Source organism: Luteolibacter rhizosphaerae (assembly GCF_025950095.1).
Taxonomy (GTDB): Bacteria; Verrucomicrobiota; Verrucomicrobiia; order Verrucomicrobiales; family Akkermansiaceae; genus Haloferula; species Haloferula rhizosphaerae.
In genome coordinates this window covers 370,101-383,341 of the sequence record NZ_JAPDDR010000003.1, presented here as the reverse complement: position 1 = coordinate 383,341, position 13,241 = coordinate 370,101, and the positions used below count along the sequence as shown (strand labels likewise).

General features: G+C 64.2%; 8 protein-coding genes. 2 read left to right on the top strand and 6 right to left on the bottom strand.

Translation table 11 applies throughout. The features are described 5' to 3' along the window. The first annotated feature begins 151 nt into the window (after positions 1 to 151). Positions 152 to 2,341, top strand: a complete 2,190-nt coding sequence (gene recQ, locus OJ996_RS07285) for a DNA helicase RecQ (RefSeq protein ID WP_264512756.1) — start codon at positions 152 to 154, stop codon at positions 2,339 to 2,341. A gap of 9 nt (positions 2,342 to 2,350) precedes the next feature. Here recQ and OJ996_RS07280 read toward each other — a convergent pair whose 3' ends face one another. The 6 genes from OJ996_RS07280 to OJ996_RS07255 all read right to left on the bottom strand — a co-directional run bounded on the left by OJ996_RS07280 (position 2,351) and on the right by OJ996_RS07255 (position 12,847). After that, positions 2,351 to 3,760 (bottom strand): PQQ-dependent sugar dehydrogenase, encoded by a 1,410-nt coding sequence (locus OJ996_RS07280; protein ID WP_264512754.1) that lies wholly within the window; start codon positions 3,758 to 3,760, stop codon positions 2,351 to 2,353. Then, entirely contained in the window at positions 3,757 to 5,175 is a 1,419-nt protein-coding gene (locus tag OJ996_RS07275; RefSeq protein WP_264512753.1) for a PQQ-dependent sugar dehydrogenase, read from the bottom strand. Before OJ996_RS07275 ends, OJ996_RS07280 begins: the two co-directional genes overlap by 4 nt. 73 nt (positions 5,176 to 5,248) lie before the next feature. Then, a complete protein-coding gene (locus OJ996_RS07270) occupies positions 5,249 to 7,321 on the bottom strand; it encodes a TonB-dependent receptor (protein WP_264512750.1) in 2,073 nt (690 codons plus the stop codon). A gap of 72 nt (positions 7,322 to 7,393) precedes the next feature. Next, positions 7,394 to 10,252 (bottom strand): Ig-like domain-containing protein, encoded by a 2,859-nt coding sequence (locus OJ996_RS07265; protein WP_264512748.1) that lies wholly within the window; start codon positions 10,250 to 10,252, stop codon positions 7,394 to 7,396. 67 nt (positions 10,253 to 10,319) lie between these two features. Then, positions 10,320 to 10,784, bottom strand: a complete 465-nt coding sequence (locus tag OJ996_RS07260; protein ID WP_264512746.1) for a tRNA (cytidine(34)-2'-O)-methyltransferase — start codon at positions 10,782 to 10,784, stop codon at positions 10,320 to 10,322. 5 nt (positions 10,785 to 10,789) lie between these two features. Next, positions 10,790 to 12,847, bottom strand: a complete 2,058-nt coding sequence (locus tag OJ996_RS07255; RefSeq protein WP_264512745.1) for a S46 family peptidase — start codon at positions 12,845 to 12,847, stop codon at positions 10,790 to 10,792. A gap of 136 nt (positions 12,848 to 12,983) precedes the next feature. On the opposite strand from OJ996_RS07255, the gene OJ996_RS07250 reads away from it, so the two are divergent. Further along, entirely contained in the window at positions 12,984 to 13,229 is a 246-nt protein-coding gene (locus OJ996_RS07250; protein ID WP_264512743.1) for a hypothetical protein, read from the top strand. Positions 13,230 to 13,241 lie beyond the last annotated feature (12 nt).

Sequence of the window (13,241 nt, the reverse complement as noted above, 5' to 3'; positions counted from 1 at the left end):
AGTGGCCACCCACTGGATGCGCTGGCGAGAGCGGAGCTTCCAACATTGCCCCGGTATGCCTCCATCGTCGAAGGAGCCACCGGCCATCCCTATCAGACCAATGATATTTCTGCTTGAAGTGATCAAATGAACACTTTCAATTCCCGTCACCATGACCATGGTAACGGACCTGTCCCGCCTTCTTAAAAGGCATTTCGGCTACGATGCCTTCCGCCCGCTACAGCGGGAGATCATGGAAGCGGCGCTCGTCCGCCGCGATGTGCTGGCAATCCTGCCAACCGGGGCGGGGAAAAGTCTCTGCTACCAGCTCCCGGCATTGGCCCGGCAAGGGGTCACCTTGGTCGTATCCCCGCTCATCGCGCTGATGAAGGACCAAGTCGACCAGCTCACCGCAGCTGGTGTGGCGGCCACTTTCCTCAACTCCACCTTGGACCCTCAGGAGAACCGCCAGCGGCTTGAGGCGATCCGCGGCGGCGGCTTCAAGCTCGTCTATCTCGCGCCGGAGCGCCTTCTTTCCCGGGACTTCCTTTCCGAAATCCGCCGCTGGAATGTCACTGCGCTGGCCGTGGACGAGGCCCATTGCATCAGCGAATGGGGGCACGATTTCCGCCCCGAGTACCGGCGCCTGCGCGAACTGCGGCAGGCGCTGCCGGATCTACCCGCAATTGCGCTGACAGCCACCGCGACTCCGCGGGTGCGAGAAGACATCCTGACTCAGCTCTCCCTGCGCGAACCCGCGGTCTTCCTGGCCAGCTTCAACCGCCCGAACCTGAACTACCTCGTCGAGCCGAAGCAGGATGCGACGGCCCGCATCGTTGGATTCATCCGCGAGCGCGGCCGGGATTCAGGGATCGTGTATGCCCAGTCCCGCAAACGCAGCGAGGAACTGGCCGCGAGCCTGCGCGGTGCCGGCATCCCCGCTGTTTGTTACCACGCCGGTCTGGAGACCGCGGAACGCGCGCGGAACCAAGAAGCCTTTCTGCGCGACGAGATCCGGGTGGTGTGTGCCACCGTCGCTTTCGGCATGGGCATCAACAAACCGGACGTCCGTTTCGTGATCCATGCCGATCTGCCGAAGAACCTTGAAGGCTACTACCAGGAAACCGGCCGGGCGGGCCGTGATGGCCTGCCTGCCGATTGCATGCTGCTCTTCTCCCGCGGCGATGTCGTCAAGCAGCAGCGTTTCCTCGGCGAGATCACGGACGAGGACGCGCGGGAGACAGCCCGCTTCCAGCTCGAGCACATGGCCGACTTCGCCGAGAGCGATGCCTGCAGGCGCACCGGTCTGCTCGGCTACTTCGGCGAAACATGGGCGGTGGATAACTGCGGTGCCTGCGACAATTGTCTCGCCCCACGGGAAAGCTGGGACGCCACGGTGGAAACCCAGAAGCTCCTGAGCTGCGCCATCCGCGTGAAGCAAGCCGGTGGGTCGCCCGTCGGCATTCGCCATCTGGCCGATATCCTCGCAGGCTCCCGCGCGGAGAAGCTCTTGGCACGCAATCACGATAAGCTCAGTACTTACGGGATCGGCAAGGAGCACTCCGCCGCCAAGTGGGCGGAGGTCGCCCGCCAACTGGTGCACAAGGGGTGGTTCGCCGTGGAGGGAGGAAACTATCCGGTGGTCTCGATCACCACCGAAGGCAACGCCGTGCTCCGCGAGCGTCAGGCAGTCAGTCTCACCCGGCTGATGACGGTCGAGAAACCTTCTGCCCGCCGGGCCGGTGACATCGAGTGTGACGCGGAGCTCTTCGAGGCCCTGCGCGCCCACCGCAAACAGGTGGCGGACGCCGCCGGAGTGCCGCCCTACGTGGTATTCTCCGATGTCTCGCTGCGCCACATGGCGCGCGAGTATCCCGGCGACGATGCTTCCTTCCTCCGCATTCCGGGTGTGGGGGAGCGCAAGCTGAGCGACCACGGCAACGGCTTTCTCCGCGAGATTTCCGCGTGGCTGGAGAACCATGAACGGCGTGAGTTCGCACCGCTGCCGGTGCATGAGATCCCCGGAGTGAAGTTCCCGAAGCCCGTGCTCAACGGCACTGCCTATGCGACCTTGGAACTCTGGCGTGCGGGGAAAAGCGTCGAGGAGATCGCTGCCAAAAGGGGGTTCGCGGCCTCCACCATCGAGGGTCATCTCGTCTCGGCAATCGAAGCAGGCGAGGACATCGATCCCCGGCGCATCTACAGCACCGGGGAAGAACAGGAGATTCGCGCAGCCCTGGATGGCTATGACGATCCTTCGCTGAAGCCCGTTTTCGAGCATCTCGGAGGCCGGATCAGCTATGGGAAGCTGAAGCTCTTCCGTGCCATCGAGATCCGCCGGGCTTCCTTGCAGCCCGCTTGAACCTTCCCCTTAGCGTCGTTTCGCACGGATATAGTCCGCCACTTTCGAAATCTGGCTTTCCGTGAGCAAGCCTCCGGCGGGAGGCATGCCAGCGGCGGGCACGCCATCGCGGATGATCCGTTCAAGCTCGGCAAGATCCTTCAGATGCTTGAACTCGCCGGAAAGCAAGCCGCGCTTCTCCCCTCCCGCGAGCCCGGCTCCGTGACAAGCGGAGCAGGCGGCAGCGATGATCGTCTCGGCATCCGTCGTTTCCGGGGTAAGCACGACCGGCGCAGCCTCCTGACCTGCCACCGTCTCGACCGTGCCAGCCGGATCTGGAACAAGACGGATGATGCGGTCGTCACCTTCGCGCGGCTTACCCTCGGCAGGGTCCTGCATGGAGGTGCCCATCCAGAGCGAGCCGTCGGGCGCCTCGGTGATGAAGCGGATGCGACCCCACTTGCGGTGCCAGAGGCGCTCGACATGGGTCGGCAGGCCATCGCCGCCGAGGGAGATGCGGAAGACGCCCTCCCCGCGCAGGCAGGCCATGAGCAGGCAACCGCGCAGTTCCGGGAAGGCGGTGCCTTGGTAGAAGAGCAGGCGACCCGGGCCGGCGGCGGGGGTGATCTCGATCAGCGGGGTGAGCATGCCCTCCGCTTCCCGGCGATGGCTGATGAGCGGCCAGCCGTAGTTCGCGCCTTTTGTGATCAGGTTCACCTCATCGCCGTGGAGGGGGCCGTGCTCGGACTCGTAGAGGCGACCGGTGCCGGGTTGGAAGGCGAGGCCCTGCGGATTGCGGTGGCCGTAGGACCAGATCTCGGGGCGGGCGGCTTCCCGGCCGACGAAGGGGTTATCCTGCGGCACGGAGCCGTCAGCATTAAAACGCAGGATCTTGCCGTGAAGGTGATCGAGCTTCTGCGCGTCGTCCTGCCGGTCGGCGTCGCCGGTGCTCATGTAGAGCTTGCCGTCCGGACCGAACTCAAGACGGCAGCCGGTGTGGTTGCGGTTGGCGGCGATGCCTTCGACAATGGTCCTCGGTTCGACCAGCTTGTTCCCTTCCAAGCGGTAGCGCTCCATGCGGAGCTCGAAGCGGTTGTTTCCGAGTGCCTTATCCCAAGCGAGGAAGAGCAGGCCGGTCCGCGCGAAATCCGGCGCGAGCGCGAGGCCGAGCAGACCCATCTTGTTGTCCTGCGCGGCGGGCAGGACGAGCGCCGGTTCATCCAGCAGCTTACCCTTCTCGATGATCCGGACGCGTCCGACCCGTTCGGTGAAGATCTGGCGACCGTCCGGCAGGAAGCGCAGTTCCCATGGGACGACCAGGTCCGTCGCGATGGTCTCCACCCGGTGCGGCGTGACGAGCGCGGCATCGGGTGGAGCAGAGATCGAGAGCGGCGCGGCAGCCGCGATGGCGGGAAGGAGGAGGAACGCGAACGGTTTCATTCCGAAGGAACCAAGCGAATCACACGATCCGGTCCGTTCAAGATCACATAAATGAATCCATCGGGAGCATCGGTCACGTCTCGGACGCGGCCGATGTTCTTCAGCACAACCTCCTGCTCGACGACCTTGTGATCGACGAGGCGGAGGCGGCGGATCTCCTGCTGGGCAAGCGCGCCGGCGAAGAGATCATTTTTCCATTTCGGGAATTTATCGCCGCGGTAGAAGGAAAGACCGCAGGCGGCGATGCTCGGCTGCCAGTAGGTGACAGGCTGGTCCATGCCTTCCTCCGCGGTCTTGCCGGTGATCGGGGTGCCGTCGTAGTTCATCCCGTAGGTAATGACGGGCCAGCCGTAGTTGTGGCCGGGCAGGATCAAGTTCAGCTCGTCGCCGCCGCGCGGGCCGTGCTCGGTATCCCAGAGCGAACCATCGCGGGGATCCATGTCGAGGCCCTGCGGATTGCGGTGGCCGTAGCTCCAGAGGCCGGGAACGGGAGTCTTGCCCTCGAACTTCGGGTTGTCTTCCGGCACGCGTCCGTCGTCGTGGAGGCGGTAGATCTTGCCCTTCGCATTCTCGACATCCTGCGCGTCATGCCAGCCACCGCGCTCCCCGACGGGGAAGTAAATGTAGCCTTTGTCGAAGACGATGCGGGTGCCGAAGTGGACGCCGGCACCGCCGTAAAATTTCGGGTCCGCCTTCCAGATCCATTCCTGGTCGCTCCATTGGCCATCCTTCAGCTTGCCGCGGACATAGGCGGTGATGGTCTTCACCTCGCGGCCCTCGCGCTTGCCATCTGCGAAGCCGAGGTAGATCCAGCCGTTCTTCTCGTAGTCCGGGTGGGTCGCCACTTCCATCAGGCCGCCCTGTCCATGATCGATGATTGTCGGGATACCCTTCACCGGTTCCGGGTTCAGCTTGCCATCGGCCTCGATAATGCGGAGGCGACCGGCTTTCTCCGTTACCAGCTTGCGGCCGTCCGGCAGGAAAGCGATGGCCCAGGGATTCTTGAGGCCGTCCTCGACGACCATCTCGATCTTGTAGTCCTCGTGCTGGGTCTTGGTGACCTTCCCGGGCTCCGGCTTTGGAAATTCCACGCCACGCTCCTTGGCCTGCTTCTCCTTCTCGCGGATGAAGATGACCAGCGAGCGGATCTGGCGGTCGTCGAGCACGGTCTTGAACGGAGTCATGCCGAGCTGGGCATTGCCTTCCTTGATCGACTTCATCAGCTCGTCATCCGAGCTGCCGTGCTTCCACTCGCCATCGACGAGCGAGCCGCCGACTCCCGCGCTGAGATCCTTGCCGTGGCAGCTCGAGCAGAGCTGATCGAAGATCTGATCCGCCTTCATCTTGGAGAAGTCGGGCTTGTCCTGGGCGGAAAGCGCGGGCAGCAGCAGCGGCAAGAGGAGGAAGCGTTTCATGGGATGCACGGGTTCTAAGAGGGATCGCGGCAATTTCAATTCCCCGCGTGTTCGGCGCTAACCAAATTTCAATCTAGAAGCCCCACTCCGCCCCGACCCAGAAAGAGCGCGGGCCGGCGATGGTCCGGATGCCATCGGTGCTGAGGCCCGTGGCAATCTCCTCGTCGAAGAGATTGTCCACGCGGGCATGGAGAAGCAGGTCCTCCCGGGCCTTCCAAGTCGCGCCAACGCGGGCGCTGGTGTAGCTGGGGATGCGGCGGGCGGCGAGGGCATCGTCGAACTGATGCGAGCCGTACTCGTAGCCCGCGGAGAGCGTCAGGCGCTCCCAGGCCTGCCAATCCGCGGAGGCGATCAGGCGCAGATCGGGGGCCTGCGGGAAGGGCTTGTCCGCCAGCAAGGGTTGCTTGGAGGACTCGCTGAACTCGGTATCGCTCCAGATCCCGTCGAGCCCGATGGAAAACGCTTCGCGCGGCCGCCACTCGACACCCGCCTCGAGGCCGAGCACCCGCGCCTCATCGACATTCTGGCGCTGCTGGCCGGAGCCGCCCGCAGGGATGGTGCCGAAGATCGCGGCGATCTGAGCGGGATCCGTAATCGGCACGTTCGCGATGGCGTCGCGGATCCAGTGATGGAAGACCGCGAGATCGAAGCTCAGCGAATCCAAGGCCTGCCAATCGAGGGTGCCCTCGACGCTGTAGAAACGCTCGGGATCGAGGTTCGGGTTCGCTTCGGTGATGTCGTTCCGCACCCGGAAGGGGCGATGCAGTTCATTGAGATTCGGCAGGCGGAAGCTGGTGCCTGCGGAAAGTCCGGCCTGCAAGCAGGGCGTGAAGGGGTGGCTCAGCGCGAGGGAGAAGGAAGGCTCGAGCCCGTCGCGATCCGGCTGGAGATCGGTGCGTAGCGGCAGCCCGGTGACCAGAGAGGTCTCGAGCCGCTTGCCATTGTCGAGCCACCAGGCATCGCCGCGCAGGCTGGCATCGATGCGGGTCTTCGCGTCCGTCTCGTATCCGGCGGCGAGGAAGAGCCCGGCTTGACCTTGCTCGCCGCCCGCATGGCGCAAGCGCGTGAAGCGGCCGCCGATGAAGCTGGCCTTCTCGTTGGTGGCACCATCGATCTGGCGGAAGTCGGCTCCGGCATTCAGCGACCATGGGCCTTCGGGTTCCCATATCAGGGTGAAGGCACCGCCGCTGCCATTCCCCGGAACGTGGAACTGATCGAGCGAGGGATTCTCCGCGCTGCGGGTGGCATTCACCGAGGTGAACATCGACTCGAAGCGGCGGCGCTGATGATAGGCGAGAGCCTGCCAGGAAAGGCCGCCTGCTTCCTCCGAGGTCACTCGCAGGGCAAAGTCCATGGCCTCGGTCGAGTTTCCCGCGAGAGGGGTGCCATTGCCACGATCTTCCTCGTAGAAGGAAAACATCGGCTCGACCACGAGCCCGGGGGCAGCCTTCCACGCGAGCTTCAGGTCGGCACCGACGGTGTCGATATCCAGCCTGCGGTCGAGCGTGCCGCGCTGCCAGGAGGGGACGGCGAAGAAGCCGTCCGAATGGAGACCGAAGGCCGAGAAGGTGACACCGAGCGAGCCATCATCCGCGACCAGGGTGTGGGTGCTGGCTGCGGAGACGGTGCCCTGGCTGCCACCACCGACGCGCAGCAGGTGCCGCTCCTCGAAGGGTGAATGGCTGGTAAGCTGGACCACGCCCGCGGGACTCTGATTCCCCCACACCACGGAATGCGCCGAGGGGACGATGCGGACCGAATCCAGGGTCGAGGGATCATGACGCGCCCAATAGACCCAGCCACCGAAAGGATCATTCTGCGGGATACCATCTAACAGAACCAAGGTGCGCGAGGCGGCGGTGGCCCCGGTATTCCGCAGGCTGACACCGGCGGAGGTGGGATTGCCGAAGAGCGAGGTCTGGCGGCGGTAGAGGGAGAAGGAAGGCTCCTTGGCCAGCAGCTCATCCAAGGTGCGGGGAGCTTCCTCCGAGAGTTGCACCTGGTTCCACTCCGCCAAGGTCCAGCCGGGGATATCGACCACGCCATCGCTACGGCGCTCGGCGAGCACCGTGATGTCGGGCAAGCCGTCCTGTGCCGCTGCCGCCATCGTGCCGATCCCAAAAACCGCGAGAAGTTCCGTCTTCAATTCAAGCTGCCACAAACCCGAAATCCGCCGGTCCAGCAACCGCAAACTCGGCAAGCGGCGTGGAGGCCGGGCTCAAGGTAGCTCCCGCACCCGCACGAAACGCTTCGATCCGCTCGGCAGCGTGAACGTATGCTCCGTGACCGTGCCGTTCGAGAACACTTGGCCAGCGCTGCTCCACAAGGGATTATTCAGCGTGGCCGAGGTCTCCACCGTATAGCTGCGACCGGCGAAGGAAGGCCAGCGCACCTTGGAACTCTGTCCCGCCTTCAAGCTGTGCGAGTCGATCGCGAAGAGATCCCAAGGCCGCAAGGCCCGCAGTTGGATGTCATCCATCACCGAGCTGTTGAAGTTGCTCTGTGTCCGGGCCTCCATCTGGCCGGAGAGATTCGCAAGCCGCAACTGCGGGAAAGAAATGGTATGGGCCAGGGTGCTGCCCTGACGGGAGACTTCGATCTCGATCCCGCCATCCCGCCAGAGGCTCCGGACCTTCGCGAGCGGTCCGCCACCACCGGCGGGCACGGCGAGGTATTGCAGCGAAGTCTCGTGACCGATCTCCAGACGGTTCTGGTTCTGCTGGAATACGATGCGCCAGTTCCGGAAGGCATTGTCCCGCCAATAGATCCCCGCCTCGCCTTCCGCCGCGAAACGCATCTCCACCGCGCGGGTATTGGCAGGCACGGTCTTGTTCGAACGGATCAGCGCGGAGTTCCCGGAGTTCGATTGCAGGCGGCCGCTCACGATCCCATTGTCGAACGAAGGACCTTGCGATTCGAGCTGCCAGCGTTGGTTGACCTGATCGCCGTCGAAGTTGATAAGATCATCGAAAATGGTGGAATCGAAGCTACCGCCTGGATTGTAGAGATAGAGCGGCTCGATGAGGGAGACCTTGCCTGCTTGGTCGAAGGCCCGCATCTCGATCAGGTTCGACCCGGGTTCCAGATTCACGAAGACCGACCAGTTGTTGAAGTTCTGGAAGACCTGCGTCCACGCGCCGCCATTGATCCGGTAGTAGACGCTCGCCACCGTGCGGTCATCCGTCGCCTGACCGGTCACGCTGATACCGCCGCCACCAACTGTCGCCCCGTTCTCCGGGTTCAGCCATTTCGCTACCGGCGGCGCGAGGTCCGGGATCTGGATGCGAAAGGTGCCAGCGGAGACCCGGCGACGATTGCCCGCACCATCGATCGCTTCCATCTCGTACCAATAGCGGCCCTCCACCGTGGGGTTGTCCTGGGCGGTCAGGGTGATGGGGCCATTCCCAGTCGCCGGGCGGTAGGCCACCACCTGCCAGCTCCCGAGCGAGGGCGTGGTCTCACTGACGGCGCGATAGAAGTAGACGCCTACCAGTCCGCTGCCACCGCTATCGCTCGCGGTGGCGGAGAGCTGCACCAGCTGATTGGGCAGGTTGGTAGGCGAGCTCGCGGAAAGGTTCGTCAAGCTGGGCAAGGTGACATCGGCGACCACGGCACCGTTCGCGGCGGAGGCTTCGGTGATCCGAACGTCACCCGCTTCGATCGTGCCGCTGCCATCGAGATCCTGCCAGGCACCGACGGTGACGGCGTAAGTGCCGAAGGGGATGTCCGCGGGCAATACGAAGCTGCGCGAGAACTGCGTGGGCACATTCCCGCCGGGCACGGTGAAGGCCACGTCGCGCGCGGGATCGCTGTAGCTGCCCACGCTAGCCCCGAGCAGCACCGCTTGCTGGCCCGGCGATGAGGCCGTGCCGCTGATGGTGATCGTCTGCCCGCGGCCTGCCGGGCGCGGTGTCACCGTGATGTTAGAGAGCGTGACCGGCTGCGCCACCGGCGGCACCGTGCGGAAGGTCCAAGTCGGTCCTTGGACCACGCTGCCATTGTTGCTCACCGAATCGACCCGCCAGTAGTAGTTCCGATACGTCTCGAGGGGGCCGGTGGGCCACTGGGTTGGCAGGCCGCCGTTCAGCTTCAGGGTATTCGCCGCGGTCAGCGCCGGATCGGTGCCGAAGCGCAGCCGCAGCTCCTTCGTGTTTCCTCCGATAGCCCAGTCGAGGGTGACTCCCGCCACCGGCATGCGCACCTGGCCATCCGCAGGAATCGGATTGTAGGCTGGGGAGGCATTCTGAACCGGGAGCGTGGTCTGGGTGAGATACTCCTCCACGCACCAGCCGGTGGTGCCGTGGTCCCACTGGACCTGATACCACAGGTGCTGGCTAGTCAGAGGTCCCTGCGTGATGGACGCGATCACCGGCCCGGCAAGGATGGTGCCAGTATCGCCGAGGCGGATCCCGCGGTGGAAGGTCCCGCCCGGCGTGGCGCGCACCCCGCCGCCGGTGGTCCATGCGCGCACGCGCGTGCCGACCGGCGCATTCTGCTGCAGCACGGTGGGGTCGATGGCACGAGCCGCTGCACGCGCGGCGGAAAGACGGGTCGGCTCCCATGCGGTGCCGGTCACCACGCTGGTCCATTTGCCCCAGAAGCGTCCGCCGCGCGAGATCCCCCATGCACGCCGCACTGCGATGGAGGGCGTGAAGGTGTCCGAATCCCTGATGGTCGGATGCTGCAGGCTATTGACCTGCCATAGCCCGCGGCAATGACCGATCACCCTGCCCCGGCCGCCCGAGCTCAAGTTATAGATCTGATTGAGCGGCAGCATGGTGCCGTCGTAGGTGGCGATGATCGCGATGCGCGGCTTGCCGTTCGGATAGAAGAGCGGGTTGTTCGCCGCATCGATCTCATGCAGGTTATTGCAGACCGCATCCGGATCGAAGGATGACTCGGCGGAGGCCACTGCGACCGCGGTCATCAGCGAGCCACCGCGGAAGCCTTGGTTGTAGGCCAGCTGGGCGACTTGATTTGCGGTGAAGGGCAACTGGTCCGCGACAGCCGGGGAGAGGAAGGAGGCTGCCAGGGCCAGGAGTGCCGCGGCACGGGAGAAGAGCCGGGTGCGGTTCATGGAGCTTCCCCGCATATAGGGAAGAGACGATATCCTCAAGATGTTAGAATATCCCCCTTCGTCTCAATCAGTTAGATACGACGGAACGCTGGCGGACGGCTTCGTAAAGCGTGATCGCAACGGCGGTCGAGAGGTTCAGACTGCGGGTGCCGCCATCCACCATGGGGATGCGCAGGCCGTGATCCCCGGCGGCCTGCACCACCGACTCCGGCAAGCCGCGGGTCTCGCAGCCGAAGACCAGGTAGTCGCCATCCTTGAAATCGGCATCCCAATGGGCGCGCGTGGTTTTAGTACTAAGGTACCAGTACCTTGCGGCAGGATCGGCGGCGGCCTTCAGCTCCTCGAAGGATTCCCAGACATGGAGGTCCACGTCCTTCCAGTAATCCAGCCCGGTGCGCTTCACATGCTTGTCATCCAAGGAGAAGCCGAGCGGCTTGACCAGATGCAGGCGCGAGCCGGTGGCGAGCGCGAGACGGCCCGCCGCACCGGCATTGTGCGGGATCTCGGGAGCGACGAGGACGATGTGGAGCATGGCGACTACTTCTCGAGTTCTTCCAGCACGCGCTTCGCCCCGTAGATGGTATCGAGCGCTTCCAGCATGCCGGCGGAGTGAACGGAAACGGCGCGACCGTTCCCTTCCTTGTAGCCGTAACCGAGCTTCAGGCCGGGAGCATTGCTATCGAAGATCAGGCCGACAAGTTCACCGGCCTTGTTGACCACCGGGCTGCCGGAGTTGCCACCGGTGATGTCCGCGGTGCAGATGAAGTTAAACTCCGCCTTGCGGTTGATCTTGTCTTGCGCCGCCTTCCACGGCTGCGGGAGATCGAAGGGTTCGACATTGCCCTGCAATTCCGAGCGCTCGAAGAGCCCGCCCAAAGTGGTAGCCCATGGCACATTCGCTCCGCTCTCCTGATAGCCCTTCACCACGCCATAGGCGAGGCGCAGGCTGAAGGTAGCATCGGGATAAGTGGAATCCCCCTCGATGGCGAAGCGGGCGGTGGCGATCTTCTCGTGGGCCTGGAGCAGGATCTCGGCTTCTTCCTCCAGGTGATCGCGCTCTACCCTGGCAGGACCATCGACAAGCTTGGCCAGCAAGATCATGGGATCGGAAGAGGCGTCAATCGCCGCCTTGCCGCCCTCGTAGAGGGATTTGCGCACGGAGACATCGTCCAGCTTGGTGCCTGCGATGAGTTCCGCGGCACGCTCCTGCGGCGCCTTGCCAGCCATGATCTTCTCCACCAGGTCGTTGTTCGCCCCGAGCTTGGCGCAGAGCACCATGAGGGAGTTCGCAAGCTTCAGCGTCTCCATGTCCCGGTAGATCGGCTCGTTGGAGAAGAGGTCGAGCTCAAGCGAGATGCGGCCTGCCTCTTGGAACTCGCGCAGGCGGCGGGAGTTCTCCTTCGGGTATTCATCCGCGGCCCTAACAAGCGTGCGGGCGATGCCGAAAAAGCCGGTCGCGAAGGCTTCGCCGCCTTCCAGCATGCGGGCGCGGAGTTCGCGGGGCTCGCCGGACTTGAGCGCGGCGGAGATCTCTTGGAAGGCCTCGTCCGCCCCCTGCCACTCGGGCTTGGCGCGGAAGGCATCCCGGAGCTTTTGCTCGGACTCGAGCTTGGCGGCCATGAACTCGGGATCGAGCAGGCCATCGAGCCCGGCGAGGACGGCCTTGCGGCCGTTGCGGATGCCGGTGATCGCTCCCGTCGCGCGGCGGCGGTTCTCACGATCGCGGCTGGCCCATGCTTCGAGCAGAGCTTCCGAGCGATAGATCTGCTCCAGCTTGCCGGACATGCCGTGGTCGCGCATGTCTTCCAGTTCGGCGTGGGTGGCGAGGCGGTTGGTACGACCGGGGTGGCCTGCCACGAATACGAGTTCGCCCTCCTCCGCGCCTTGGGCATTCCACTTCAGGAAGTGCTCGCTCTTCACGGGCTGGCCATCCTCGTAGGCGCGGAAGAAGCACATATCGAGGCAGAAGCGGGGGAACTCGAAGTTGTCGGGATCCCGGCCGAAGGCGGCAGCCTGCTCGTCCGGAGCGAAGACGAGGCGGACGTCCGTGTAGCGTTGGTAGCGGTAGAGGTGATAGGCACCGCCTTGGTAGAGCTTCACCACATCGCTGCGGAAGCCGGTGGCATCCAGGGATTCCTTCTCGATCTGGCCGATCACGGCGGTGCGGGCGAGTTTCGCCTCATCCGCGCTCATGTCGTCCTTCACCGCTGCACGCACGCGGGCGGTGACATCCTCGATGCTCATGAGGACGTTCAGCTCGAGATCCGGGCAGCGGAGTTCCTCTTCCAGCGTGGCGGCGTAGAATCCGAGGGCGCGGAGATCCCTCTCCTGAGTGCTGAGCTTCTCGATCATGCCGGAGCCGACATGGTGATTGGTGAGGATCAGCCCGTTCGGCGAGACGAAGGAACCGGAACCGCCGGTGCCGAAGCGGACGGCGGACTTCTGCAAATGCTCCAGCCAAGCCGGGGTGATCTCGAAGCCGTAGGCCGCTTTCACTTTCTCCACCGGAGGCTTGGTGAAGAGCCACATGCCCTCATCCGCGAGGACCAGGGTGGGGAGAGTGAGGAGAGCCGTAACCAGATGCCGCTTGCGCATGGGCGCGGAGCATAGGGATCGGGAGAAGGGGTGCAATCTTTGGCACGGACAGGGAAGCAGATCCCGAAACAGACGCTGGAAACTTGATGACCACGGAACCATACCAATGGTCCCGATGCTACCGCGGAACCAAGCCATGAACATCGATGCCAGCTCACCCATTGTTTGGACCGGAGATCTTGAGGACGACTGCACGGCTTTCTGGGGCGGTTTGATTCTGCGAGCCGAGGAGATGAACGACCGCGACTGGTGGTGGGCGGTTTCCAGGGCGGATTCAGGTCTGGAGATCGCGTCATCCAACGACGATGGCCGCGACTGCACTTCCGGACCGGAAGCGCGGGCATTTGCCGAGCAAGCAGCGCGGGCTTTCATCAGGCAATAGCCGGCGCGTATC

Coding starts and splice junctions, on each gene's coding strand:
- recQ (WP_264512756.1), top strand. CDS start 152: ATGACCATGGTAACGGACCTGTCCCGCCTTCTTAAAAGGCATTTCGGC.
- OJ996_RS07280 (WP_264512754.1), bottom strand. CDS start 3,760: ATGAAACCGTTCGCGTTCCTCCTCCTTCCCGCCATCGCGGCTGCCGCG.
- OJ996_RS07275 (WP_264512753.1), bottom strand. CDS start 5,175: ATGAAACGCTTCCTCCTCTTGCCGCTGCTGCTGCCCGCGCTTTCCGCC.
- OJ996_RS07265 (WP_264512748.1), bottom strand. CDS start 10,252: ATGAACCGCACCCGGCTCTTCTCCCGTGCCGCGGCACTCCTGGCCCTG.
- OJ996_RS07260 (WP_264512746.1), bottom strand. CDS start 10,784: ATGCTCCACATCGTCCTCGTCGCTCCCGAGATCCCGCACAATGCCGGT.
- OJ996_RS07255 (WP_264512745.1), bottom strand. CDS start 12,847: ATGCGCAAGCGGCATCTGGTTACGGCTCTCCTCACTCTCCCCACCCTG.
- OJ996_RS07250 (WP_264512743.1), top strand. CDS start 12,984: ATGAACATCGATGCCAGCTCACCCATTGTTTGGACCGGAGATCTTGAG.